Source organism: Nonomuraea sp. NPDC050202, assembly GCF_040656115.1.
Lineage (GTDB): Bacteria > Actinomycetota > Actinomycetes > Streptosporangiales > Streptosporangiaceae > Nonomuraea.
This window is the reverse complement of sequence record NZ_JBFALF010000001.1, coordinates 460997-486713: the sequence shown is the minus strand read 5'-3', so window position 1 is coordinate 486713 and position 25717 is coordinate 460997. Positions and strand designations below refer to the sequence as shown.

Genomic DNA, 25717 nt, shown 5'->3' with positions numbered 1-25717 from the left:
ATGTCCGATTCAGCTGGCTTGGTGGTCGGTGGGCGTTACCGGCTGCTCAAAACGATCGGCAAGGGCGGCATGGGCATGGTGTGGCACGCCCACGACGAGGTGCTCGGCCGGGACGTGGCCGTCAAGGAGGTCCTGCCGCCGCCGAACATGAGCGGCCCGGAGCGTGACGAGTTCGCCGTGCGCACCTTCCGTGAGGCCAGGGCCGCGGGCCGGGTGGCGCACCCCGGCGTGGCCACCGTCTACGACGTGCTGGAGGAGCGCGGCCACCCCTGGATCGTCATGCAGCTCGTGCCCTCGCGCACGCTGGGCGCCCTGATCCGCGACGACGGCCCCATGCCGCCCGCCGAGGCCGCCGGCATCGGCGTGCAGCTCCTGGAGGCGCTGCGCGCGGCGCACGCGGCCGGCGTGCTGCACCGCGACGTCAAGCCCGACAACGTGCTGCTGTCGGAGGACGGCCGCGCGGTGCTGACCGACTTCGGCATCGCCACCACGGAGGACGAGGCGCCCGTCACGAGGACGGGCATCCTGGTCGGCACCCCCGCCTTCATGGCGCCGGAACGCGCGGCCGGCGGGCAGGCCAGGCCCGCCTCGGACATGTGGTCGCTGGGCGTGACGCTCTACATGGCCGTCGAGGGCAACTCCCCCTTCCAGCGGGACAACGCCCTGGCCACGCTGGGCGCCGTCATGCACGCCGAGCCCCGGCCGCTGGCCCGCGCGGGCGCGCTCGCCCCCGTGCTGCACGGGCTGCTGCGCAAGGACCCGGCCGAGCGCATGTCGCTGGACGAGGCCGAGCGGCGGCTGGCCGCGATCCTGACGGGCGACGCCCCCGAGCGGACCGGCCCCGTCACCGTGCCGTCCGGGGCGCGGCCGTGGCGGTCCAGGCGGCGCCTGCTGCCGCTGGCCGCGATCGCCGGGGGCGCGCTGCTCGTCGGGCTGGTCACCGGGGGCGCCGCCTGGTGGTCGCAGCGCCCGCGCGAGGCGATCTCCCCCAGCCCCGCGCCCGCCGTGGTGACCACCGAGGCGACGACCGTGTACGAGTCCCCCACACCGGAGCTGAAGACCACCCGCCCGGAGAGCACCCCGACACCGCAGGGCGTCCAGCCGCAGGGGAGCCAGCCACAGGGCACCACGACGCCGCCACCGCCGCGGAGCACCCCGCCGCCGACCCGCGACCAGCCGCGCAGCCCGTCACCCAGCGGGAACAAGAAGAGCCCCACCAAGGAGCCGAAGCCGACCAAGAGCAAGGACGAGGAGGGCCCCGGCCGGGTCGAGGGCTCGGACAACGGTCAGGCGGCCGACAACGACGAGGAGCGGGGGCAGGGGGAGGAGGAGTCCTTCTGAGCGGCGGGCTCAGGACTCCGCGCGGACGATGTCCAGCGCCTTCTGCAGGTCCTGCGGGTAGTCGGTGCTGAACGACATCCACTCCCCCGACGAGGGGTGCTCGAACCCGAGCGCGACCGCGTGCAGCCACTGCCGCGTGATCCCCAGCCGGGCCGCCAGCGTCGGATCGGCGCCGTACAGCAGGTCTCCGACGCACGGATGGCGCAGCGCCGACATGTGCACCCTGATCTGGTGGGTGCGGCCGGTCTCCAGCTTGATGTCCAGCAGCGACGCGGCCCTGAACGCCTCCACCGTGTCGTAGTGCGTGACGGACGGCTTGCCCCCCGCCACCACCGCGAACCGGCCGTCGCCCGACGGGTGCCGGTCGATGGGCGCGTCGACCGTGCCCCTGAACGGATCGGGATGCCCCTGGACCAGCGCGTGGTAGCGCTTGTCGACCGTGCGCTCCTTGAAGGCCCGCTTGAGCCGCGAGTAGGCGTGCTCGCTCTTGGCCACCACCATCGCGCCCGTGGTGTTGGCGTCGAGCCGGTGCACGATGCCCTGGCGCTCGGCCGCGCCGCTGGTCGCGATCGTGTGCCCGGCGCCGAGCAGCCCGCCGATCACGGTGGGGCCCGTCCAGCCGACGGTCGGGTGCGCCGCCACCCCGATGGGCTTGTTGACCACGACGATGTCGTCGTCCTCGTACACGATGGCCATGCCGGGCACCGGCTCGGCCACCGGCATGGGGGTGGTGACCGGCGGCGGCAGCGTCACGTCCAGCCACGCGCCCGCGTGCACCCGGTCCGACTTGGCGGGCTGGCGGCCGTCCACGAGCACCTCGCCGGCCGTGATCAGTTCGGCCGCGCGCGTGCGGGAGAAGCCGAACAGCCGCGAGAGCGCGGCGTCGAGCCGCTCGCCCTCCAGGCCGTCGGGCACGGGCAGGCTGCGCTGCTCAGTCATCCTTCTCCACCTCCCTGGAGCCGTCGATCTGCACGTTGCGCCAGGCCAGGAACACGGCCAGGATGCCGCCGCAGACGATCGCCGAGTCGGCGATGTTGAAGACCGGGAAGTAGTCGATGACGGGGAAGTTGCCCGGCAGCACCTCGATGAAGTCGACGACGTGCCCCTGGAGCTGCGAGGAGCGGCCGATCCCCGAGGGGTAGCGCAGCAGCCGGTCGGTGAGGTTGCCGGTCGCGCCGCCCAGCAGGAGGCCGAGCGTGACGGCCCAGGACCGGCTGCCGAGCTTGCGCGCCGTACGCACGATCGCCACGACCACGCCGGCCGCGATGAGGGTGAAGACGAACGTCATCCCCGTGCCGATGCTGAACGCGGCGCCCGAGTTGAAGATCACCCGGAACTGCAGCACGCCCGGGATGACGACCAGCGGCGGCTCACCCTCGAGCGTGCGCAGCACCACCGTCTTGGTGGCGAGGTCGGCCGCGTAGATCACGGCCGCCAGCGTCACGAGGACGGCGAAGAGGCGCCGGCGGGGCCTGCCCGCTGCGCCTCCCGAGCCTGCGGCGGAGCCGGTTACCTGCGCTCCTCCTTCTGCTTGCAGGCCACGCACAGCGTCGCCCTCGGGAACGCCTGGAGGCGTTCCTTGCCGATCGGCTTGTGGCACGATTCGCACACTCCATAGGTCCCTGCGTCGATCCTGGCGATCGCACGTTCGTTCTGCGCGACCAGATCGCGCGCATTCAGGGTAAGGGCGATCTCGCGTTCGCGCTCGTACGTCTTGGCGCCGGCGTCCGCCTGGTCGTCGCCCGCGCCCTGGGTGACGTCTCCAGAGGCTATCTCCGACTCGTGGCGGAGGATGTCCGCCTCGAGCTCCTCGATCTCCTCCTGGAGCCTGCCGCGTACCTCGGCCAGCTCCTCTTCCGACCACATCGAGGGTGTCGCGGTCTGCGTGACTGCCGCCATGGCTGCCTCCATTGCTGATCAAGGCCGTGAATGGTGCGGGCAGCTTAGGATCCATATAACGGAACGGCAAACGACCCGCCGGACGGTTTACCTCCCCCGTACTATCCCGCCTCGCGCATTCAACTCCTCACCGTCGGCGTCCATTCCCACAACTTTGCGCCGTTTACGACTCGCGTACCGGCGCGGGGCCGCCGCCACCAGGAAAACAGGGAAGCCTTCGCCCCCACTCTGCGTTATGGTTTGAGTCTGCAAGGCGTCGATGGGGCCCGACTGTGAGGGATATCACCCCGGAGCCGCCGGAAGAACGGCTCTCGCGAGCTCATTAGAACCGGCAGCAGACCAAATGAAGAGGGCCCCGCCCGAGGCGGGGTCAAGAAGGGTGGTACCGCGGAGCCGCCAGGCTTCGTCCCTTCACGCGTCCAGCCAACCGGCCGATCAAGCGTGGAGGTCACGCCCGAGATGTCTTCCCCATCATTCCGCTCTCTTCCCGCGCAGGTCGACCTGCCCGCGCTCGAGCGCGAGGTCCTCGACCGCTGGCGGGACGGGAAGATCTTCGAGCGTTCCGTGGAGCAGAACGCGGGCAACCCCGCCTGGGTCTTCTACGAGGGCCCGCCCACCGCCAACGGCCTGCCCGGCGTGCACCACGTCGAGGCCCGCGTGTTCAAGGACCTGTTCCCCCGCTACAAGTCGATGCGTGGCTTCAGCGTGCCGCGCAAGGCGGGCTGGGACTGCCACGGCCTGCCGGTCGAGGTGAGCGTCGAGCGCGAACTGGGCCTGTCCGGCAAGCGCGACATCGAGACGTACGGCATCGCCGAGTTCAACGACAAGTGCCGCGAGTCCGTGCTGCGGCACGTCGACGCGTTCGAGCAGATGACCGAGCGGATGGGCTACTGGATCGACCTGTCCCAGGCCTACCGCACCATGGACCCGTCCTACGTCGAGTCCGTGTGGTGGTCGCTGAAGGTCATCTTCGACAAGGGGCTGCTGTTCCGCGACTTCCGGATCACCCCCTACTGCCCGCGCTGCGGCACCGGCCTGTCCGACCACGAGCTGGGCCAGCCCGGCGCGTACGAGACCGTCTCCAGCCCGTCGGTCTACGTCCGCATGCCCGCGACCTCCGGCCCGCTGGCCGAGCTGGGCGCCGCGCTGCTGATCTGGACGACCACGCCGTGGACGCTCGTCTCCAACACGGCCGTCGCCGTGCACCCCGACGTCACCTACGTCGCGGCCCGCACCGCCGGCGGCGAGGTGCTGGTCGTGGCCGAGCCCCTGCTGTCGGTGCTCGGCGAGGGCGCGACCGAGGTGGCCCGCTTCACCGGCCGCGAGCTGGAGCACACCAGCTACACCCGCCCGTTCGACCTGGTCGACATCCCGGGCGCGCACTACGTCGTGCTCGGCGACTACGTCACGGTCGAGGACGGCACCGGCCTGGTCCACCAGGCCCCCGCCTTCGGCGCCGACGACATGGCCGTGATCAAGAAGTACGAGATGCCGGTCGTCAACCCGATCGGCCCCGACGGCCGCTTCCTCGACGACGTGCCCATGGTCGGCGGCAGGTTCTTCAAGGACGCCGACGAGGAGCTGACCGAGGACCTGCGGGCGCGCGGCCTGCTCTACCGCGGCGGCCACTTCGAGCACAGCTACCCGCACTGCTGGCGCTGCCACACGGCACTGCTCTACTACGCCCTGCCCTCCTGGTACATCCGCACCACCGCGGTCAAGGACCAGATGCTGGCGGAGAACGCGAACACCAACTGGTTCCCCGACACGATCAAGTGGGGCCGGTTCGGCGAGTGGCTGCGGGGCAACGTCGACTGGTCGCTGTCGCGCTCCCGGTACTGGGGCACGCCGCTGCCGCTGTGGGTGTGCTCGCAGGACGAGTCGCACGTGACGTGCGTCGGGTCGATGGAGGAGCTGGGCGCCCTGTCCGGCCAGGACGTCTCGGCCCTCGACCCGCACCGCCCGTTCGTCGACGACGTCACCTTCGACTGCCCGTCGTGCGGCGCCCTCGCCACGCGCGTGCCCGACGTCATCGACGCCTGGTACGACTCGGGCTCCATGCCGTTCGCCCAGTGGGGCGAGCGCGGCAAGCCCGAGGGGGTCTACCCGGCGCAGTTCATCTGCGAGGCCACCGACCAGACGCGCGGCTGGTTCTACTCGATGATGGCCGTCGGCACGCTCGTCTTCGGCCAGTCCTCCTACGAGAACGTGCTCTGCCTCGGCCTCATCCTGGCCGAGGACGGCCGCAAGATGAGCAAGCACCTGGGCAACATCCTGGAGCCGATCCCGCTGATGGACCAGCACGGGGCCGACGCGCTGCGCTGGTTCATGGCCTGCGCGGGCTCGCCGTGGGCGGCCCGCCGGGTGGGTCACGGCACGCTGGAGGAGATCGTCCGCAAGGTCCTGCTGACCCTGTGGAACACCTCGTCGTTCTTCACCCTCTACGCCAACGCCGAGTCCTGGTCGCCGGCCATGCTCGCCGAGGCCACCCCGGCCGCGCAGCGCCCGCTGCTCGACCGCTGGGCGCTGGCCGAGCTGCACCGCACGGTGGCCGAGGTCACGGCGGCGCTCGACGAGTACGACACCCAGCGCGCCGGCCGCCGCCTGGCCGACTTCCTCGACGACCTGTCCAACTGGTACGTGCGCCGCTCGCGCCGCCGCTTCTGGCAGGGCTCGCAGGACGCGTTCGCGACGCTGTACGAGTGCCTGGAGACGGTGCTGCGGCTGATGGCTCCCGTCACGCCGTTCGTCACCGACTACCTGTGGGACGTCCTGCGCCCGGCCGACGCGCCCTCCTCGGTCCACCTGGCCTCCTGGCCGGAGGTGCGCGAGGACCTGCTGGACCCGGCGCTGTCGGACCAGATGGCTCTCGTGCGGCGCCTGGTGGAGCTGGGCCGCTCGGCCCGCGCCTCGTCGGGCGTCAAGACCCGCCAGCCGCTGCGGCGGGCCCTGGTGGGCGCGCACGGCTGGCCGTCGCTGCCTGCCGAGCTGCGCGGCCTCGTGGCCGACGAGCTGAACGTCCAGACGCTGGAGGACATGTCCGGCTTCAGCGCCGACCTCGTGTCCTACACGGTCAAGCCCAACTTCCGGGCCCTGGGCAAGCGCTTCGGCTCGCAGACCAAGCTCGTGGCCGCCGCCGTTACCGCCGCCGACGCCACCCGCGTCGCCAGGGCCCTGCGCTCGGGCACCACGGTCCTGGTGGAGGCGGACGAGCTCGGCGAGGTCATGCTGGGCCCCGACGAGGTGATCGTCAACGAGCAGCCACGCTCGGGCTGGGCGGTCGAGACGGGCGCCATCGGCACCGGCACGGGCGAGACCGTGGCTCTCGACCTGGAGCTGACGGACGAGCTGCGCCGCGCCGGCCTGCTGCGCGAGGTCATCCGCCTGGTGCAGGAGGCCCGCAAGTCGACCGGCCTGTCCATCACCGACCGCATCGACCTGTGGTGGACCGCCACGTCCGACGACCTCGCCGCGGCGCTGCGCGCGGAGGGTCACGTGGTCGGCGAGGAGGTCCTGGCGACCGGCATCACGGAGGGCACCGCCGCGGACCTGCCGTCCCACACGGACGCCGACCTCGGCCTCACCTTCCAGCTCCGCCGCGCCTGACGCGCCCCGCGAGGGGCGGCACCCGGCCCGGGTGCCGCCCCTCGCGCTCAGGGCCCGTGCCAGGGCGGGACGTCCTCGACGTCGCGGATCCCGCGCAGCGCCGCGTACACGGGCAGCGGTGACAGCAGGATGACCACGGCGGCCGTCCAGAGTGCCTGACGCGGCCCGGCCGCCTCCCCGAGCACCCCGCCCACCAGGGCGCCCAGCGGGAACAGGCCCATCATGAGGAAGCGCATGGTGGCGTTGACCCGGCCGAGCAGGTGCTCGGGGCACAGGCGCTGGCGCAGGCTGACGTTCGTGACGGCGTACACGATCTGGCCGAGCTCGCCCGCGGCCGTCCCGGCCACCAGCAGCGCCACCGCCCAACCCGGCCGCGCCAGGGGGCTGAGCAGCCCGATGGGGCCCGTGACGGCCAGGGACAGCCAGATGACGCGGGCCGAGCCCGCGCGGCGGGCCAGGCGAGGCGTGAGGGCCGCGCCGGCCAGGGCGGCGAGCGAACCCGCCGCGAGCACGAGCCCGATCGCGGCAGGCGAGAGGCCGAGCGTGCGGACCATGAAGACGAAGCTCACCGCCGAGGCGATCGCGAACGAGAAGTTGCCGGCGGCGCTGGTGATCGCCACGGCCCGGAGGACCCTGGTCCTGGCGACGAACGCCAGCCCCTCCCGGATCTCCGCGACGAGCCGGCCCGGCAGCGGGCGCGGAGGCGGGGGCGGCTCCGGAGCCCTGATGGCCAGCAGCGACGCGGCCGAGACGGCGAACGTGACGGCCTGGACGAGCACGACGTTCGCGGCGCCGAGCACGGTGACGGCCCAGCCTCCGACGCCCGGCCCGGCCACCTGGCCGCCGGCGCGGATGGTCTCCATCGCCGAGTTGCCGGCGAGCAGCCCGGCCCGCCCGACGACGGACGGGAGGTAGCTCTGGTAGCCGACGTCGAAGAAGACCCTGGCGGCGCCGGCCAGCAACGAGACGACGACGAGCTGCGCGATGGTCAGCATCCCGAGGAACGCGGCGAGCGGGATCGTGACCAGCAGCACCGCGCGGGCCACATCGGCCGCGACGAGCACGGGGCGGCGCCGCCAGCGGTCGATCCACGCGCCGGCGGGCAGGCCGATCAGCGCGAACGCGACCGTCCCCGAGGCCGTGACGAGGCCGAGCTGCAGGGGTGAGGCGTCGAGGGTCACGACGGCGAGCAGCGGGATCGCCACGCCGCTGACCTGCGTGCCGAGCTGGGTGGTGGTCTGTCCGAACAGGAGCAGCCGGAAGTCGCGCCGCCGGAACGGCGAACGGCTGGACATCGAGGAGCCTCCAGAGAACGCGGGTGGGTGTCGAACCCCACCCGCAGCTCCGAAAGCGTCGCTAGGGGTGGGGTACGTTACCGACCCCCACCCCGCACGTCAACCACCGCACTCCACGCCACCACCCCGCACCCAACCGCGCATGCCGACCGCCACACCCCCACCCCGCACGCCCACCGCCACACCCCACGCCGCCACCCCACACGCCCGACCCCCGCACCACCACCCCACACGCCCGACCGCCGCACCCTCACGCCCGATCGCCGCGCCCCCGCGCCACCACCCCACACGCCCAACCGTCGCACCCCCACACCCCAGCGACGTCCCGTATCACCAGGCCTACCGGACTCAGCGCCCTAGGCACACCGGCCGGCCGATCGCCCCGCCAAGCCCTCTGGCGCGTTGGCAGGAGGAATCCCCGCCCGGTCTCGGCCCTCGCACGCCAAAACGGCCTCCAGCATCATGCCGGAGGCCGTGGCCAAGGTTCCCAAGGAGGGTGATCGGTTGGCGGCACTCAGCCGACCGTCTCGCGTCGAGCGCTCAGCCGAGCGCCCCACGACCGGCGCTCAGCCGGCCGTTCGGGGAGCGGCGCTCAGCCGACCGTCTCGCGGTCGTGCTGGCACACCGAGCAGCTCGTCAGCCCGGCCGCCTCAGCCGCGGCCAGCGTCATCGTCTCCACGCCGGTCTCACCCGCGCCCCGGATCAACGGGCAGGCGGTGCTGTGGTAGCGGCGGGTGCCGACGATGACCTTCACCGTGTCCGGCCGCTCGCCCTTGCCGCTCCCGCTGCTCCCCTCGCCGGGCTCGTCACGCTCGTCACCGCCCTTACCGGCCGCGCCGCCCTTGGAGCCGCTCTCCGCGTTCCGCGGCGGCTCCCCCTTGGCGACCCCCGCCTTGGGCGCGGGCGGACGCTCGGCCGTGGTCTTCCCCGGGACGGCCGCGGGCTTGGCGGCCGACGGCCTGGCCGGAGCACCGGTAGGCAGCGGCCCCTTGGGCTTGGCCGTCGACTCGGCCGAGGACGCGGGCCGCTCGTGCAGGACCACGGTCTCTCCGGACGACGGCGGCTCCTCAGCGGAGCCGGACGGACGCTTGGCGGCTCCGCCCGACGGCTCGACGGGCATCCCGGACGCGGTCACACGCGGCTGCGGCGCCGTGTCGGACCCCGACACGTCATCGTCATCACCCCGCCTGGCCGCCGCGCCTGACGTCTTCCCTGGAGCACCGGAGGCCGCTCCAGGCGCACCAGAGGCCGGTCCGGAGGCCGACCCGGTGGCACCAGGGGCCGACCCGGGTCTGCCACCTGCCTGGCCGCCCTTACCACCGGCCGTCTGAGGCTTGCCACCCGACGTCTGGGGCTTGTCACCGGCCGTCGGAGGCTTCCCGCCGGCGCTCTCCGGCTTGCCCCCGGATGTCTGCGGCTTGGCCTCGGAGGTCTGCGGTCCGGCCTCGGGCGTCTGGGTCTTGGCTTCGGAAGTCTGCGGCTTGCCGCCCGCCTGCCCCGGCTTGGGCCCGGGCTGCGCGGGCTTGTCAGCGGCCTCGCCAGGCCGTCCGGCACCGGCACCCGGCCTGGCGGGCTGCTCGCCCCGCCCCGGCTCGGCCGCACCGGGCGGCGGTACCGCGGCGCCGGGTTGCCCGGATCTGCCGCCTTGCTGCTCGGGCGAAGCAGTCGTCCGGCCGGGCCTACCGCCCGCCTGACCGGCACCGGCGCCGGGCCGCTCGGACGTGCCGTTGGCCTGCCCGGGCCTGGCTTCGGGCTTCGCACCCGGCCGCCCGGCTCCAGGCTTCGTGCCCGGCCCGCCCGGCTGCTCGGGGCTGCCGGTGGTGGCAGGCCGCGGGGGCTTGCCCACCGGTCTGGGGTTGCCCGGTGACGTCTCCGTCTCGTCGGAGGAAGGCTCGTCCGGGCCCGGACGGGGCTCGCCGGAGGAGGGGCCGGCCTGGCGCGCGAAGGGCGGCGGCCGGAAGTAGGAAGTCTGTGAGTCGTCCGCCTGCTCGTCATCCGAGCCGGGCTCGGGGGCGGCGGACGAGGCGGCCTTGGCCTGGCCCGCGGGGGCGGCAGGGGAACGGCCGAACCACCCGGTTGCGCCTTCCTCCTCGTGGGAGGCGGCAGGCTCCGGGCTGGGGGTGGAAGCCTTCGTGTCGGGCTTCGGCGGGGCGACCGGCGGACGTACGTCGCGGGTCTCCGCGGAGTTCTCGGCCCGGCTCGCCGTGGGAACGTCGGCGGCGGGGCCGGGGGTGACGGCGGGCTCGGGGTCGGCGGCAGGCGGTAGCTGCCGTCCGCCGAGCGCTGCGTCCGGCAGGCACGCCGTGCAGGGCGTGAAGCCCTCCTCGCGCGCCTCTTCGTAGGTGAGCTCCTCGTGATCCCGGCCGATCAGCTGCCTGCAGCCGGGCACGTGGTAGCGCTTGCGCCCGGGGATCACCAGCACGATCGCATCCGGCGCGATGCCGCCCGGCGCGGGCCTGCGCGGAGCGGGGCCCGGTGCGGTCGCCGTACGCTGCGGCGGCGCCTGGGGATGCGCCTGCGGAGGCTGCCGCGGCTGCGTGTGCTGCGGGTGAACCATCGGACCGGTCTGGTTGTACGGCGGCGCGGACGGCATGAGCCCCTTCGGGGGGGTGGCCGGCGCAGCGGCCTGCCCACCTCCGGGAAAAAGCTCGTTGCGCCGCAGGAACGCCCCGATCACCAGGAACAGCGCGGACAGCACGCTGACCACGATGGACCACATGATCAGGAACGGCTTCGCCAGTACGAAGCCCGCGATCAGCAGAACCACTGCCGCGAGCACCAAACCAGCACTGATAAGGATCACAGGGGGCTCTTTCGAGTGTCAGGTCCTAGTGACCCGCTACTTTACCGGCGGTCGTTGTGCGGACCGTCACCGCCGGGGAAGGCGCCCTGCGGAGCCTCGCCACCGAACGGGCTCGGACCACCGGGAAGAGGCTGCTGTCCACCCTGAGGCACGGCGTGCGACATGGCGGGAGCCTGACCCTGCGGACCACCGGACATCACCGGGAAACCACCGCTGCCCTCGGCGGAGACGTTGAGCTCGGCGAGCTGGTTCTCCAGGTAGAGCTTGAGGCGGCTGCGGTATTCGCGCTCGAAGCTGCGCAGCTCCTCGACCTTGCGCTCGAGCTCGTCACGGGTCTGCACCAGCGAGCCCATGGCCTGGCGGTGACGCTCCTGCGCGTCGCGCTCGAGCGTCTCGGCGCGGGCGCGGGCGTCGCCGATGACCTGCTCGGCCTGGCGGCGGGCCTTGGTGAGGATCTCGTCGGCCTCGCGGCGGGCGCGGGTGACCGTCTCGTCCGCCTCGCGGCGGGCGTCGGAGATCGCCTGGTCGGCGGTCTGCTGGGCGAGCGCGAGCACGCGGGCCGCGGTGTCCATGTTGTCCTCGGCGGGAGGCATGCTCATCGCCACGGGGACCGGCGGCTGCTGCTGCATCGGCGGCGGCTCGGGGGCCCGCATGGGCTCCGGCTGCGGCGGCGCCATCATCTCGGGCTTGGGCTGCTCCTGGACAGGGGCGGAGGCCATGGGCATGTTCATGCCGCCCGGCACCTTCCCGCGCAGGCACTCGGCCAGCTTGGCGCGGAGCTCCTCGTTCTCTTGGATCAGGCGGTCGAGCTCAGCTTCCACCTCGTCGAGGAAGGCGTCGACCTCTTCCTCGTCGTAGCCCGGCCGCAGCCGGGTGGTACTGAACTGCTTGTTCCGCACATCAGCGGGCGTCAGCGGCATTTTTTGGTCTCCTTGGCGCGCTTGGAGTCTGTCCGGAGGACGGTAACCCGAATCACCTCAGCGCGGACACGAGTTGGATCACGACCGGCGCCCCACCGGCCCCATCATCGCAGCGTTCCGGCGATCTGGATCAAGATCAGGACCACGATGAACAGGACAGTGAAGCTTAGGTCAAAGGCCACCGTACCCAACCGGAGCGGAGGAATGAAACGGCGGAGGAACTTGAGGGGTGGGTCAGTTGCGGTGTATGTGGCCTCAGCCAGCACCAGCACGACACCGGAAGGCCGCCACTGGCGGGCGAAAGCCTGAACCGTCTCAAAGATCATCCTGCCGATGAGCAGCACCAGATAGAGAGACAGGACAACGACCAAGATCCCACCGATGATCTCCACGGCCCGGCCGCGCCTCCACTTCTGATGTGCCCTCCCGGCCTCGGCGAGACCAGGTTGGGTCCGATAGGCATACAGAGACTCTAACTCTGATTGAAGAACCCGCGTTCCGCGATTCGAGCCTTGTCCTCGGCGGTCACCTCGACATTGGCAGGGGACAACAGGAACACCTTGTTGGTAACACGTTCAATGCTGCCGTGTAGGCCAAAGACCAGACCTGCCGCGAAATCAACGAGCCGCTTGGCGTCACTGTCAACCATCTCGGTCAGGTTCATGATGACCGGGGTGCCGTCGCGGAAGTGCTCGCCGATGGTGCGGGCCTCGTTGTACGTGCGGGGGTGCAGGGTGGTGATGCGGGCCAGATCGGTCGTGCGGCGTTCCAGGATCGTCGTGGTGGGCCTCGGTGCGGGGGCCCCGGCGTCGGGCTCGTCCTCGCGCTCCTGGACCGCCACGGCACGCTCCTCGCCGGGCCGCTGCACCTCGTCGTCGTAGGTGTAGTCGTCGGTGTAGGTCTCGTACCTCTCGTAGCGGTCGTCCTCCACGAGACCGAGGTAGACCGCCATCTTGCGCATCGCGCCGGCCATCGCTACGTCGTCCTCCTGCTCATGGTCGCACTCGCTCGGGCCCGTCGCCGTGTCCGAGGCGGTAGCCGTACCCCCTTGGAGCTCACCGCTGATCGACCTCTACTTGGTCATGGGCCTGAAGACCCACTTGAGGGGACATTACCTGACGAAGGGCTTGCGACGACCGAGCAACGCCGTACCGACCCGCACGTGTGTCGCGCCGTAGGCGATGGCCTCCTTGAGGTCCTCGCTCATCCCGGCCGAGATCATGGTGGCGCGCGGGTGCTGCTCCTGGAGGCGGAGCGCCAGGTCGCGCAGCCGGGCGAACGCCTTGGCCGGTTCCTCGCCCAGCGGCGCGACCGCCATGACCCCGCCCAGCCACACCCCCTCGGCCAGCGCGATCTCGTCGGCCAGCTCCAGCAGGCCGGCGGGGGGCACGCCGCCCCTGGCCGGGTCGTCGTCGAGCGAGACCTGCACCAGGCAGCCGACCCTGCGGCCCTGGCGCACGGCCTCCTTGCTGACCGCCTCCACCAGCCTGACGCGGTCGACGGAGTGGATCACGTCGGCGTACCCGACCACGGAGCGGACCTTGTTGGTCTGCAACTGGCCGACGAAGTGCCAGGTGAGCGGGAGTCCGGCGAGCTCGTGCGCCTTGGCGGCGGCCTCCTGGTCGCGGTTCTCGCCGACGTCGCGCACGCCCAGCTCCGACAGGATGCGCACGTCCTCGGCCGGACGCGTCTTGGTGACGGCGATCAGCGTGACCTCGCCCCGGTCGCGCCCCACCGCGTGGCACGCCTCGGCGATGCGCGCGTCGACCTCGGCGAGACCGGCCGCGATCTCGTCCCTTCTCACGTGCCTTCCCCCTCCCCCTCACTCCAGGTGTCCTCGCCGGCACCCCGTACGCACGACGGCGCCGCTCCCGTGTCCCTGGGGGGAGCGGCGTCAGGCGCGGCTACTTGACGGCTATTTGAGGAAGTCGGGAACGTCGAGTTCCTCTTCCTGCTCCTCGAAGATCACTCGAGGACGTTTGGGGGGCTCCGACATGCGGGAGGTGATGGGCGTGGGCGGGTTGGCGGGCTCGGGCGTGGGCCGAGGGATCGAGACGGGACCGGACGGCTCGTCCGCGGCGTCGTCGCCGGACCCGGTGTCGCGCACGGAGTCGCGCACCGTCTCCCGCGCCGTCTCCCGCACGGCCTCCCTGGGGACCTCCCGCACCGCTTCGCGCACCGGCTCGACCGGGCGCACCGGCTCGGGCCGGGGCGGCTCGGGCCTGAACTCCGCACGCGGCTCGGGCCTGAACTCCGCACGCGGCTCGGGACGGGGCTCGGGGCGCGGCTCGGGCCTGAACTCCACACGCGGCTCCGGGCGGGGCTCAGGGCGCATCTCAGGGCGCGGCGCGGGCGGCTCCGACTTCACGCTCGGGGCGGCCGCGCTCGGCCGCGGAGGCGAGACAGGAGCCGCGGCGGGCGGCGGTGCGGGCGCGCGGCCCACCGGGCGCGGCACCTGCTTCTCGGCCGGCCCCGGCACGTCGTCGAAGCCGGCGGCGATCACGGTCACGCGCACCTCGTCGCCGAGCGCGTCGTCGATGACTGTGCCGAAGATGATGTTCGCGTCGGGCGCGGCGGCCATGGAGACGAGCTGGGCCGCCTCGTTGATCTCGAACAGGCCGAGGTCGGAGCCGCCCGCGATCGACAGCAGCACGCCGTGGGCGCCGTCGATGCTGGCCTCCAGCAGCGGGCTGGAGACGGCCATCTCGGCCGCCGCCACGGAGCGGTCGTCGCCGCGCGCGTGGCCGATGCCCATGAGGGCCGAGCCGGCGCCCGACATGACCGACTTCACGTCGGCGAAGTCGAGGTTGATCAGACCGGGGGTGGTGATCAGGTCGGTGATGCCCTGGACACCCGACAGCAGCACCTGGTCGGCGGCCTTGAACGCGTCGAGCACGCTCACCTGCCGATCCGAGATCGACAGCAGCCGGTCGTTGGGGATCACGATCAGCGTGTCGACCTCGTCGCGCAGCGTCTCGATGCCCGCTTCCGCCTGCGACGCCCTGCGCCGTCCCTCGAAGCTGAACGGCCGGGTCACGACACCGATGGTGAGCGCGCCGAGCGATCTGGCGATGTTGGCCACGACGGGAGCGCCGCCCGTGCCCGTGCCGCCGCCCTCGCCCGCCGTGACGAAGACCATGTCGGCCCCCTTGAGGACCTCCTCGATCTCCTCACGGTGGTCCTCGGCGGCCTTGCGTCCGACGTCGGGGTTGGCGCCCGCGCCCAGTCCGCGCGTGAGCTCTCGGCCCACGTCGAGTTTCACATCGGCGTCACTCATCAGCAGCGCCTGGGCGTCGGTGTTTATCGCGATGAACTCGACGCCCTTGAGTCCCTCCTCGATCATCCGGTTGACGGCGTTGACTCCGCCGCCGCCGATGCCGACGACCTTGATGACCGCGAGGTAGTTCTGCGGTGCTGCCACGACGAGGGGCCTTTCCGCTCGTTGACTTGCCATTTCGGTGCGGATTGTCTCCGCTTTTTGTCAGTTCGGGTAACTCTCAACCTCAGGTTGAGATTTAGATTTATGTCAACCTGAGGATTGATACGGACAGTAGGAGTTACGCTCCAGGCGGGTCAACTAACCGCGCCGCAAGCACGTCCGGCGTGTCGCGGGCTGTCCGGTTCGCTCCGCAGTCGCGCCTGGTGGCGGCCCTCCTTCGCCGAAAGTCCGGCTTACAGGCTCTCACGCCGCGGCCCCCGCCTCGCACAGGCTCGGCGATGCCCTTGCCCCTGAGTTGCCAGACCCTGACGATCACGATCACTTCAGCGTCACCACGTCGGGCGAGCTGACGTCGTACAGGGTGACCGACCTTTCGCGTTTGAGCAGCGAGCTCAGGATGCGGCCCTTCTCCTCGGGCCGGTCCGGGCCGCCCCAGATGACGGTACGGCCGTCCGACAGCACCAGCGTCACGCCTTCGGCCGTGCCCGCGCGTACCTGCCTGACCTTGGCCGCCACCTCGTCGGGCACCGCCTCGATGACCTTGAGCGCGGCCATCATGGTCGGGTCGCCCTGCTGCGGGCGGTCCACCTTGAGCAGCGGCAGCATGGGCGGGGCGGCCGGCTTCAGCTCGATCACCACGCCCTGCCCGTCGACGATCGCCACCTTGTCGCCCACCGGGACGGCGGCGACCGGCTGGCGCTCCACCACCTCGATCTTGAGGGTGCCGGGCCAGACCCGGTCGACCTTGGCCGAGGCGAGCTGTCTGATGCCCAGGACGCGCGTCTGGACGTCGGCGAGGTTCACGGTGGCGAGGGGATGCAGGTCCGCCACGCCGGCCTGCTGCTCGATCCGCTCGCTGGGGACTGTGAGATTTCCCACGATCTCGATCGAACGCACTCCCAGCACGGGCGAGAAGAACACCAGCCACGCGGCCGATCCCACCACCCCTGCCGTCAGCAGCACCAGGAACGCCGTGCGTGCCTTCATCGCCCTCCTACCAACACGCGGCTCATGTCGGCACCGAACCTACGCCGACGCGCGGCCCGGCACCCGCACGCCACGCCCAAACGCCCTTCGGGCAAGGGCCTGGCGAGTGGCGCCCGGATGGGCGGCGGGCAGGTGCGGGCGGCACGGCACAGCCCGCGGCCGCGCGGCGCGGGCCGGCCTCCGTCAGGACAGGCGGGCCACGATCTGCGGCCCCAGCTCCGTCACGTCACCGGCCCCCATCGTCAGCACGATGTCACCGGGCCGCGCCCGCTCGGCGACCATCCCCGGCACCGCGGACCGGTCCGGCGCGTACGCCACCCGCTCCGGCGGCAGCGGCACCCGCCCCGCCACCATGGCCCCCGACACCCCGGGCTCCGGATCCTCCCTGGCCCCGTAGACGTCGAGCACGATGGCCTCGTCGGCCAGCCCCAGAGCCATGCCGAACTCGTCGGCGAAGAACCGGGTCCGCGAGTACAGGTGCGGCTGGAAGATCGCGATCACCCGCCCGGTGCCGGAGTAGGACGCCACGACGTCCCTGGCGGCCCGCAGGTCGGCGGTCAGCTCGGTCGGGTGGTGGGCGTAGCTGTCGAACACGGCGATGCCCCCGGCCTCGCCCTTGGCCTCGAAGCGCCGCTTGGCCCCGGTGAAGGCCCCCAGGCCCTCCCTGATCTCCTCGAACGGGAGCCCCAGCTCGTCGGCCACGGCGATCACCGCGGTGGCGTTGAGCGCGTTGTGAGCCCCGGGAACGGCCAGCCGGACCTCGCCCCTGCCCTCGATGGTGAAGACGGTGCCGAAGCCGTCGGGCCTGACGCCGGACACGCGGTAGTCGTCGCCCTCGGCGCCGTACGTCCGCACGCGCAGCCCCCGCTCCCTGGCCCGCCGCGCCAGCTCCGCCGCGCCGGGGTCGTCGGCGCAGACGATGAGCAGCGAGCCGACCCGCTCGGCGAAGCGGGCGAAGCTGTCGTGCACGGCCCGCGGGTCGCCGTAGTTGTCGAGGTGGTCGGCCTCGACGTTGGTCACCACGGCGATGTCGGGGGCGAGCATGAGGAAGGAGCCGTCGCTCTCGTCGGCCTCGGCCACGAACACCCGCCCCTGCCCGTCGTCGGCGCCGAGCCCGGTGGTGACGAGCTGGCCGCCCACGCAGTAGGACGGGTCGGCGCCGCACTTCTGCAGCGCCACGGTGAGCATCGAGGTGGTGGTGGTCTTGCCGTGGGTGCCGGCGATGGCGACCGCGGTGCGCCCGGCCATGACGGAGGCCAGGGCGGCGGCCCGCGGGATGATCCGCAGCCCCTGCTTGAGCGCCTCGCCCAGCTCGGGGTTGGAGTCGCGGATGGCGGTGGAGACGACCACGGTGTCGACCTCCCTGATGTGGGAGGCGGCGTGCCCGATGTGCACGGTGGCGCCCAGCTCGCGCAGCTCGGTGATCTGCTCGGAGCTGCGCGCGTCGCTGCCCGTCACCCGCACGCCGCGCTTGAGCAGGATGCGGGCGATGCCCGACATCCCGGCGCCGCCGATGCCGATGAAGTGCACCCGCCCCAGCTCTTCGACGGACACGGGATCGACCAGCTTCACGAGACTCATCGGGCTATCTCCAACACTTTCCTGGCAAGCATGATATCGGCGTCCTTCCTCCCCAGTCTGGAGGCGGCCTCCGACATGACGGCGACCCGCTCCGGGTCGTGGAGGATGGGCAGCACGTTGTGGATGATCCATTCGGGTGACAACTCGGCGTCGTCGACCATGAGGCCGCCGCCGCCCGCGGCGATGCGCTCGGCGTTGATGCGCTGCTCGCCGTTGCCGTACGGCAGCGGCACGTACGCGGCGGGCAGCCCCACCGCGGTCAGCTCCGCGCAGGTCAGCGCGCCGCTGCGGCACAGGGCCAGGTCGGCGGCGGCGTAGGCGAGGTCCATGCGGTCGATGTAGGGCAGCAGGACGTACTGTGGGTCGCCGGGCGGCGGCTCGTGCTCGACGGTGTTCTTCGGGCCCAGCACGTGCAGCACCTGCACGCCCGCCCGGCGCAGCACGGGGGCGGCGGCGAGCGCGGCCTCGTTGATCGACCTGGCGCCCTGCGAGCCGCCGAACACCAGCAGCGTCGGCCGGTCGTTCTCCAGCCCGAACCACGAGCGCGCCTTGTCACCCGTGGACAGCCGGTCGAGCGTGACGATGTCGCGCCGCAGCGGCGTGCCGATGTACTCGGCCTTGGGCAGCGCCGCGTCGGGGAAGCCGCTGAACACGTGGTCGGTCAGCCGCGCGCCCAGCCGGTTGGCCAGGCCGGGGCGCGGGTTGGCCTCGTGCACGACGATCGGCACGCCGCGCCGCTTGGCCGCCAGGTAGGCGGGGGTCGCCACGTAACCGCCGAAACCGACCAGGACGTCGGCCTTGACCCGGTCGAGTATGCCCATGGTGGCGTTGATCGCCCCGGCCAGCCTGCCGGGCACGGTGAGCAGGCTCGGAGTGATCGCCCTGGGCAGCGGCACGGCCGGCACCAGCTCCAGCTCGTAGCCTCTGGCAGGCACGAGCCGCGTCTCCAAGCCGCGCTCCGTGCCCACGCAGGTGATACCGACGCTCCCGTCAAGATGACGCAGCGCGTCCGCAAGGGCGAGCGCGGGCTCGATGTGCCCGGCTGTCCCCCCACCGGCGAGGACCACCCTCATCTCGGTCACTCCCTAACGTGTCGCTCGGCCTCTGGACGTACCCCCCAGGCCAAGCCAGCTTAGGGCCCGGGCGGCCGGTCCGGGGCCACGAGCCGCCAAGGCCTCACGCGCGCCTGGCTCGCGCTTGGCGAACGACAGCAGCATGCCGAGCGCGGCGAGCGTGGGCAGCAGCGCTGAGCCGCCGTACGAGACCAGAGGGAGGGGGATGCCGGTGATCGGCAGCACGCCGAGCACGGCACCCATGTTGACGGTCGCCTGCCCGACGATCCAGGCCACCATGGCGGCGGCGGAGAGCCTGATGAAGGCGTCGTTGACGCGGACGGCCACGCGCAGCCCCGCGTAACCGAGCAGCCCGAACAGCGCCACCACCATCAGCGTGCCCATCAGCCCGAGCTCCTCGCCGACGATGGCGAAGATGAAGTCGCTCTCGCCGTGCGGCAGCCAGCTCCACTTCTGCCGGCTGCTGCCCAGGCCCAGCCCGAACCAGCTCCCGGAGCCCATCGCGATCTGCCCCTGCACGGCCTGGTAGCCGGCGCCCTGCGCGTCGGCCCACGGGTCGAGGAAGGCGCCGATGCGCGCCATCCGGTACGGCTCCACCTTGATCATGATGACCGCGGCCAGCACCGCCAGCGCCATGATGCCGCCGAACAGCTTGACCGGCGCCCCCACCACCCACAGCAGCGACAGGAAGATCATGAACAGCACCAGCGTGGTGCCCAGGTCGCGGCCGAGCATGACCATGACGGCCAGGATCGCGGTGCCGGGCATGAGCGGGATCAGCATCTGCCGCCACTCGATGCGGCCCTGCCGCGCCCGCCTGGCCAGCAGGTCGGCGCCCCACAGGACGAGCCCCAGCTTGGCCGGCTCGGACGGCTGGATGGTCAGCGGGCCGATGTAGATCCACCGCTGCGCGCCCAGCTCCGAGGAGCCGATGAACAGCACCATCACCAGCGCGATGATCGACAGCGCCATCAGCGGGTAGCCGGCCCAGCGGAAGAACTTGACGGGCAGGCGCGAGCACACGTACATGACGGGCACGCCGATCGCGGCCGACAGCGACTGCTTGATGAACCACGAGAACGGGCTGCCGGTCTTCTGCAGCGCCTCGATGCTGGAGGCCGACAGCACCATCATCAGCCCGAGCGCGAGCAGCAGCGCGCTGCACATGATGATCAGGTAGTAGGTGGTCAGCGGCCGGTCGAGCAGCTCCTTCAGCACGCCGAGCTGCTCGCGCGCCCAGCCCTGCGGGCCCTCACGGGCGGGGGCGGGCGGCCGGACCCGTTCCTCAGCGCTCGTGCTCATGTCGCTGCTTCAGTTCACGTACGGCACGCGCGAAGGCCTCCCCCCGCGCCGGATAGTTCGCGAACATGTCGAGGGAAGCCCCCGCCGGGGAGAGCAGCACGGTGTCCCCAGGGGAGGCCAGCCGCGCGGCTTCGGTGACGACTTTTTCCATCGCACCAGTGTCCCGATCGGGGATGTCCACGAGGGGGACATTCGGCGCGTGTCGCGCAATGGCTTCGGCGATCCTGGCACGATCGGCGCCCAGCAGCACCGCACCGCGCAGCCTGGGGGCGGCCTGGCGCACCAGGTCGTCGACGTCGGCGCCCTTGAGCAGCCCGCCCGCCACCCACACCACCGACGGGTACGACGCCAGCGCCGCCGCTGCGGCGTGCGGGTTGGTGGCCTTGGAGTCGTCGATGTAGTCGACCTCGCCGATCCGGTCCACGTGGGCCAGCCGGTGCGGGTCGGGCACGAAGTCGCGCAGCCCCTGGCGTACGGCCTCGGACGGCACGCCGAGCGAGCGGGCCAGGGCGGCGGCGGCCAGCGCGTTGGCCACGTTGTGCGGCGCGAAGGGACGGATGTCCTCCAGCGTCGCCAGCTCCTCGGCCGCCTCGACCGGGTCGGCCACGAACGCCCGGTCCACCAGCAGGTCCTCCACCACGCCGATCTCGCCCCGCCTGGGCACGCGCAGCGTGAACCCGACGGCGCCGGGGTACGGGGCGGCCAGCCGGGCGGCCTCGGGGTCGTCGGCGTTGAAGATCACGGTGCCGGCCCGCTCGTAGATGCGGCCCTTGGCGGCGGCGTACGCCTCCATGGACCCGTGCCAGTCGAGGTGATCGGGCGCCACGTTCAGGATGGCCGCCGCGTGCGGGGCCAGCGTGCCGGACCAGTGGAGCTGGAAACTGGACAGCTCGACGGCCAGCACGTCGTACGGCTCCGCGACGGCCTGCACGACGGGCACGCCCACGTTCCCCACGGCCAGCGCCTTGCGGCCGTCGGCCTGCAGGATGGCGGTGAGCATGCGCACCGCGGTGGTCTTGCCGTTGGTGCCGGTGAGCGCCAGCCAGGGCGCGGCCTGCGCGGGCCGCAGCCGCCAGGCCAGCTCCACCTCGCCGACGACCTCGACCCCGGCGCTCAGCGCGGCGGCGATCAGCGGATGGTGCGGCGCCCACCCGGTGGTGACCACCCGTGTCACCCCTTCGGGCAGCGCCATCTCGCCGAACCGGGTCTCCACGCCGAGCCGGGCGAGCTCGGCCGCGGCGGCGAGCTGCCGCTCGCCCTCCGTGGCCTCGACGACCACGACCCGCTCGCCGCGCGCGGCCAGCACCCTGGCGACGGCGGTGCCGGACACTCCGAGCCCGGCCACACAGGTGTAACTCATTACTTGGGCATCCACTCCACGTAGAACAGCCCGAGCCCGAGCGCCGCGCACAGGATCGCGATCAGCCAGAAGCGGACCACGATCGTGGTCTCGGCCCAGCCCTTGAGCTCGAAGTGATGCTGCAGGGGGGCCATTCTGAACACGCGTTTGCCGGTCATCTTGAAGGACCCGACCTGGATGATGACCGACAGCGTGATGATCACGCACAGACCGGCGAGGATGATGAGCAGGAGCTGGGTGCGGGTGGCGATGGCCAGCCCGGCCAGCACGCCGCCCAGGGCCAGCGAGCCGGTGTCGCCCATGAAGATGCGGGCGGGCGGCGCGTTCCACCACAGGAACCCGATCAGCGCCCCGAGCACGGCGGCGGCCACCACGGACAGGTCGAGCGGGTCCCGTACCCAGTAGCAGTTGGGGCCGAGCTGGTCGATGCAGTTGTTGCGCAGCTGCCAGTTGCCGATCAGCACGTACGCGGCCAGCACGGCGCCGGTCGCGCCGCTGGCCAGGCCGTCGAGACCGTCGGTGAGGTTCACCGCGTTGGAGAACCCGACGATCATGATGAGCACCCAGATGGTGAACCCGACGATGCCGATCGACGGGCCGATGTCGCGCAGGAACGACACGCGGGTCTCGGCGGGGGTGATGCCGTAGACGTTCGGCTGGCGGGTCACCAGGACGGCGAAGACGGCGCCGACGATGAGCTGGCCGAGCGCCTTGGCGCCGCTGCGCAGGCCGAGGCTGCGCTGCTTGTAGATCTTGATGAAGTCGTCGAGGAAGCCGACCGCGCCCAGCCCGGTCATCAGGAAGAGCACCAGCATGCCCGACACGGTCGGGGGCTCCAGCGTGGCCAGGTGGGAGGCTCCGTAGGCGAGCAGCGCGGCCAGCACGAACACGATGCCGCCCATCGTGGGCGTGCCCTTCTTGCCGAGGTGGGCCTGCACGCCCTCCTCGCGGACGTTCTGGCCGATGCCGCGCCTCGAGAACAGCCTGATCGCCAGGGGGGTGCCGAGCATCGACAGGACCAGTCCCACCGCGCCGGCGATGACGATGTTGATCACTGGGTGGCACCTCCGAGCACGAGCTCGGCCGTCCGCTCCAGACCCATCGCCCTCGGTCCCTTGATCAGCACGGCGTCACCGGGCCGCAGCCACGCGGCCAGCTGCGCCGCCGCCGCCTCGGCGTCGGGCACGTGCACGATCCGCACCGGCTGCCCGTGACCGGGCTGCCCCTGGTACGCGGGCGCCCCCGAGGCCGCGCCGGGCGGCACCTGCGCGGGCCCGGCGGGCGGCTGCGCGGGCCCCGTGGGCGCCTGCGGAGCGCTCGCCTGGGCGGCGGCGTGGGCGCCCGCCAGGACCGGCTCGGCGTCCGGCCCGGCGACGATGAGCCCCGCGAGCCCCGCCCCGCCGGCCAGCCGGCCGAGCTCGGCGTTGAGCGCGGGCCCGTCCTCGCCCAGCTCCCGCAGCGCCGCGATGACCGCGAAGCGCCGCCGTCCCTTCCCCAGCACCTCGAACGCCGAGAAGGCGGCCTTCATGGAGTCGGGGTTGGCGTTGTACGCGTCGTTGACCACGGTGACCCCGTCGCCCCGGTCGGTGACCTCCATCCGCCACCGGCTGCGCGCGGTGGCCTCCGACAGCTCCTCGGCGATCGTGGCCACCGGCAGGCCGAGCTCGTACCCGGCCGCCGCCGCGGCGAGCGCGTTCTCGACCGCGTGCTCCCCGTACAGCTGCAGCGACACGCGCGCGGCCCCGGACGGGGTGCGCAGCGTGAACGAGGCGCGCCCGCGCGCGTCCACCACGACCCCCTCGGCCCTGATCGACGCCGACTCGCCGCGCCCGAAGTAGGTGACCCGCGCCTCGGTGCGCGTGGCCATGCCGCGCACCAGCGGGTCGTCGGCGTTGAGCACCGCCACGCCCGAGCGCGGCAGCGACTCGACCAGCTCCCCCTTGGCCTTGGCGATGGCCTCCTTGCCGCCGAACACGCCGAGGTGCGCGGTGCCGACGTTGAGCACCACGCCGATCTGCGGCGGCGCGATGCGGGTCAGCTCCTTGATGTGGCCGATGTTGCGCGCGGCCAGCTCCAGCACCATGAACCGGGTGTCGAGGTCGGCGCGCAGCACGGTCAGCGGGTGGCCGAGCTCGTTGTTGAAGCTGCCCTGAGGCGCGATGGTGGCGCCGACCCTGGCGGTGAGCCGGGCCAGCAGGTCCTTGGTGCTGGTCTTGCCGGCCGAGCCGGTCACGCCGATGACGGTGACGTTCGACAGCGTACGGACCTGCGCCGCGGCCAGCTCTGCCAGCGCGGCGGCGGCGTCGGGCACGATCACCGCGGGCGCCTCGACCGGCCTGGTGGCCAGCACGGCGACGGCTCCGGCCCGGATGGCGTGCGCGGCGTAGTCGTGACCGTCGACCCGCGCGCCCTTGATGGCGACGAACAGGGATCCCGGTTCTACGGCCCGCGAGTCGATCACGACGGGCCCGCGCACCACCGCGCGGGGATCGGCCATGCCCGACAGGGCGCCCGAGGTTATCTCGGCGATCCTGGCCAGCGGCAACGGGATCATTAGTGCTTCCTGCTTTCCTTGCGTGCGTCGATCGCTCCGGCGACCACTTCGCGGTCGTCGAAGGGGATCACCTCGCCTGAAACGTACTGGCCCTGCTCGTGACCCTTGCCTGCTACGACGATCACGTCGCCGCGCCCGGCCCGGGCGATCGCCAGGCCGATGGCGGCCGCGCGGTCGGGCTCAATGATCACATGAGCGCGGTCGTGCTGCGGAACGCGGAGCGCTCCCTCCATCATCGTCGCGAGGATGGCCAGCGGATCCTCCGAGCGAGGATTGTCGCTCGTGAAAATGGCCACATCCGCCAGCTCGGCGGAGATCTGGCCCATGACGGGCCGTTTGCCCTTGTCGCGGTCGCCGCCGCAGCCGAGCACGATCGTCAGCGTGCCCTCCGTGACCGTACGCAGCGAGCGCAGCACCGACTCGACGGCCCCCGGCTTGTGCGAGTAGTCCACGACGGCCTGGAAGTCGTCCTGGGCGCCCGTGACGCGCTGCATGCGCCCCGGAACCCCGCTCAGCGTGCCGACGCCGTGCACGGCCGTGTGCAGCGGCACCCCGGCCTCGACGAGCGTGACGATGGCGCCGAGCGCGTTGGCCACGTTGAACGGGCCGGGCAGCGCGACGCTCGCGTCGGCCTCGACGCCGCCGGGCCCGACCACCCGGAAGACGCTGCCGTCGGAGCCGAGCCTGGCGTCCACCGCCCGCCACTCGGCCTCCGGGTCGCCCAGCGCCGAGAACGTGGTCATCGGCACCTTCGCCAGGTCGAGCAGCTCGCGTCCGTAGCGGTCGTCGAGGTTGGTCACCCCGGCGCGGCTCAGCTCCGGCTGGAACAGCTTCACCTTGGTCGCGAAGTAGTCCTCGAAGTCCTTGTGGAAGTCGAGGTGGTCCTGCGACAGGTTCGTGAACAGGGCGACGTCGTAGTAGATGCCGTCGACCCTGCCGAGCGCGAGCGCGTGGCTGGAGACCTCCATGGCGGCCGCGGTGACGCCCTCCTCGCGCATCAGCGCGAACAGGCCGTGCAGGTCGCTGGCCTCCGGCGTGGTCAGCGTGGGCTGGAAGCGCAGGTCTCCCGCGTGGATCTCGACGCCGCCCACCAGGCCGGCCCGGTGCCCGGCGGCCCGCAGGCCCGCCTCCAGCATGAACGTGGTGGTGGACTTGCCGCTGGTGCCCGTGACGCCGAGGACCTGGATGTCGTGGGCCGGCTGCCCGTACACCCAGGAGGAGATCTGCCCGAGCAGGGCGCGCGGGTCGGGCACGATGAGCACCGGCAGGCCGGTGGCCACGGCCGCGTCGCGGCCCGCCCGGTCCGTGAGCACGGCCACGGCGCCGCCGGCCATCGCGTCGGCGGCGAACGTGGCGCCGTGGACCCGGTTGCCGGGCAGCGCTACGTACAGATCGCCGCGGTGGACGTTGCGGCTGTCGATGGTGACGCCGGTCAGCGCGGCATGAGGCGACCGCGCAGTGCCCGAATCGGCGTCGAGCATGGTCGCGAGCCCGGTCAGCGGGCGAGGCGGGCTGGTCGTGGGACGCATAGACGACGGGGGACGCACGGCGAGAGCG

Annotated in this window: 20 protein-coding genes; 2 read left to right on the top strand and 18 right to left on the bottom strand. The window is 72.2% G+C overall.

Annotated elements, in window-relative coordinates:
- Complete coding sequence (locus AB0I79_RS02450; RefSeq protein ID WP_357866031.1) at positions 1 to 1341, top strand: serine/threonine-protein kinase; 1341 nt, start codon at positions 1 to 3, stop codon at positions 1339 to 1341.
- A gap of 9 nt (positions 1342 to 1350) precedes the next feature.
- On the opposite strand, the gene AB0I79_RS02445 is transcribed toward AB0I79_RS02450, so the two are convergent.
- The 3 genes from AB0I79_RS02445 to AB0I79_RS02435 all read right to left on the bottom strand — a co-directional run bounded on the left by AB0I79_RS02445 (position 1351) and on the right by AB0I79_RS02435 (position 3240).
- Entirely contained in the window at positions 1351 to 2280 is a 930-nt protein-coding gene (locus tag AB0I79_RS02445; RefSeq protein ID WP_357866030.1) for an RluA family pseudouridine synthase, read from the bottom strand.
- Entirely contained in the window at positions 2273 to 2785 is a 513-nt protein-coding gene (gene lspA / locus AB0I79_RS02440) for a signal peptidase II (RefSeq protein ID WP_357866028.1), read from the bottom strand. Before lspA ends, AB0I79_RS02445 begins: the two co-directional genes overlap by 8 nt.
- A gap of 65 nt (positions 2786 to 2850) precedes the next feature.
- The gene (locus tag AB0I79_RS02435; protein WP_357866027.1) at positions 2851 to 3240 is read right to left on the bottom strand and encodes a TraR/DksA C4-type zinc finger protein; all 390 of its coding nucleotides are present in this window, start codon (positions 3238 to 3240) and stop codon (positions 2851 to 2853) included.
- A gap of 459 nt (positions 3241 to 3699) precedes the next feature.
- Between AB0I79_RS02435 and ileS the strand changes: the two genes are divergently transcribed.
- Positions 3700 to 6846 (top strand): isoleucine--tRNA ligase, encoded by a 3147-nt coding sequence (gene ileS, locus AB0I79_RS02430; RefSeq protein ID WP_357866025.1) that lies wholly within the window; start codon positions 3700 to 3702, stop codon positions 6844 to 6846.
- Between the two features lie 47 nt (positions 6847 to 6893).
- Here ileS and AB0I79_RS02425 read toward each other — a convergent pair whose 3' ends face one another.
- From AB0I79_RS02425 to AB0I79_RS02355, 15 genes are all read right to left on the bottom strand, one after another.
- Positions 6894 to 8141 carry an MFS transporter gene (locus tag AB0I79_RS02425; protein WP_357866024.1) on the bottom strand — a complete coding sequence of 416 codons (1248 nt, stop codon included), beginning with the start codon at positions 8139 to 8141 and terminating at the stop codon, positions 6894 to 6896.
- 592 nt (positions 8142 to 8733) lie between these two features.
- Positions 8734 to 10908, bottom strand: a complete 2175-nt coding sequence (locus AB0I79_RS02420; RefSeq protein ID WP_357866023.1) for a hypothetical protein — start codon at positions 10906 to 10908, stop codon at positions 8734 to 8736.
- Between the two features lie 77 nt (positions 10909 to 10985).
- On the bottom strand, positions 10986 to 11864 hold the full coding sequence (locus AB0I79_RS02415; RefSeq protein ID WP_148434854.1) for a DivIVA domain-containing protein: 879 nt from the start codon (positions 11862 to 11864) through the stop codon (positions 10986 to 10988).
- Positions 11865 to 11968: 104 nt separating this feature from the next.
- Positions 11969 to 12256, bottom strand: coding sequence for a YggT family protein (locus AB0I79_RS02410; RefSeq protein WP_080041054.1), 288 nt, complete (start codon positions 12254 to 12256; stop codon positions 11969 to 11971).
- A gap of 80 nt (positions 12257 to 12336) precedes the next feature.
- The gene (gene sepF / locus AB0I79_RS02405; protein WP_253746886.1) at positions 12337 to 12837 is read right to left on the bottom strand and encodes a cell division protein SepF; all 501 of its coding nucleotides are present in this window, start codon (positions 12835 to 12837) and stop codon (positions 12337 to 12339) included.
- 138 nt (positions 12838 to 12975) lie between these two features.
- Positions 12976 to 13668 carry a YggS family pyridoxal phosphate-dependent enzyme gene (locus AB0I79_RS02400; protein ID WP_357866021.1) on the bottom strand — a complete coding sequence of 231 codons (693 nt, stop codon included), beginning with the start codon at positions 13666 to 13668 and terminating at the stop codon, positions 12976 to 12978.
- A 111-nt stretch (positions 13669 to 13779) separates the two neighbouring features.
- Positions 13780 to 15285, bottom strand: a complete 1506-nt coding sequence (gene ftsZ / locus AB0I79_RS02395; RefSeq protein ID WP_357866019.1) for a cell division protein FtsZ — start codon at positions 15283 to 15285, stop codon at positions 13780 to 13782.
- A 336-nt stretch (positions 15286 to 15621) separates the two neighbouring features.
- Complete coding sequence (locus AB0I79_RS02390) at positions 15622 to 16290, bottom strand: FtsQ-type POTRA domain-containing protein (protein WP_357866018.1); 669 nt, start codon at positions 16288 to 16290, stop codon at positions 15622 to 15624.
- 183 nt (positions 16291 to 16473) lie between these two features.
- Positions 16474 to 17871 carry a UDP-N-acetylmuramate--L-alanine ligase gene (gene murC / locus AB0I79_RS02385; protein WP_357866017.1) on the bottom strand — a complete coding sequence of 466 codons (1398 nt, stop codon included), beginning with the start codon at positions 17869 to 17871 and terminating at the stop codon, positions 16474 to 16476.
- The gene (murG, locus tag AB0I79_RS02380; protein WP_357866016.1) at positions 17868 to 18944 is read right to left on the bottom strand and encodes an undecaprenyldiphospho-muramoylpentapeptide beta-N-acetylglucosaminyltransferase; all 1077 of its coding nucleotides are present in this window, start codon (positions 18942 to 18944) and stop codon (positions 17868 to 17870) included. The genes murC and murG overlap by 4 nt, the downstream gene beginning before the upstream one ends.
- A 12-nt stretch (positions 18945 to 18956) precedes the next feature.
- Entirely contained in the window at positions 18957 to 20246 is a 1290-nt protein-coding gene (gene ftsW, locus AB0I79_RS02375) for a putative lipid II flippase FtsW (protein WP_357866015.1), read from the bottom strand.
- Positions 20230 to 21606: a UDP-N-acetylmuramoyl-L-alanine--D-glutamate ligase gene (gene murD / locus AB0I79_RS02370; RefSeq protein WP_357866014.1), complete on the bottom strand. Its 1377-nt coding sequence runs from the start codon at positions 21604 to 21606 to the stop codon at positions 20230 to 20232. The genes ftsW and murD overlap by 17 nt, the downstream gene beginning before the upstream one ends.
- Entirely contained in the window at positions 21606 to 22661 is a 1056-nt protein-coding gene (gene mraY, locus AB0I79_RS02365; protein WP_357866012.1) for a phospho-N-acetylmuramoyl-pentapeptide-transferase, read from the bottom strand. The genes murD and mraY overlap by 1 nt, the downstream gene beginning before the upstream one ends.
- Positions 22658 to 24160: a UDP-N-acetylmuramoyl-tripeptide--D-alanyl-D-alanine ligase gene (gene murF, locus AB0I79_RS02360; RefSeq protein ID WP_357866010.1), complete on the bottom strand. Its 1503-nt coding sequence runs from the start codon at positions 24158 to 24160 to the stop codon at positions 22658 to 22660. Before murF ends, mraY begins: the two co-directional genes overlap by 4 nt.
- Positions 24160 to 25689 (bottom strand): UDP-N-acetylmuramoyl-L-alanyl-D-glutamate--2,6-diaminopimelate ligase, encoded by a 1530-nt coding sequence (locus AB0I79_RS02355; RefSeq protein ID WP_357866009.1) that lies wholly within the window; start codon positions 25687 to 25689, stop codon positions 24160 to 24162. The genes murF and AB0I79_RS02355 overlap by 1 nt, the downstream gene beginning before the upstream one ends.
- Positions 25690 to 25717: the final 28 nt, after the last annotated feature.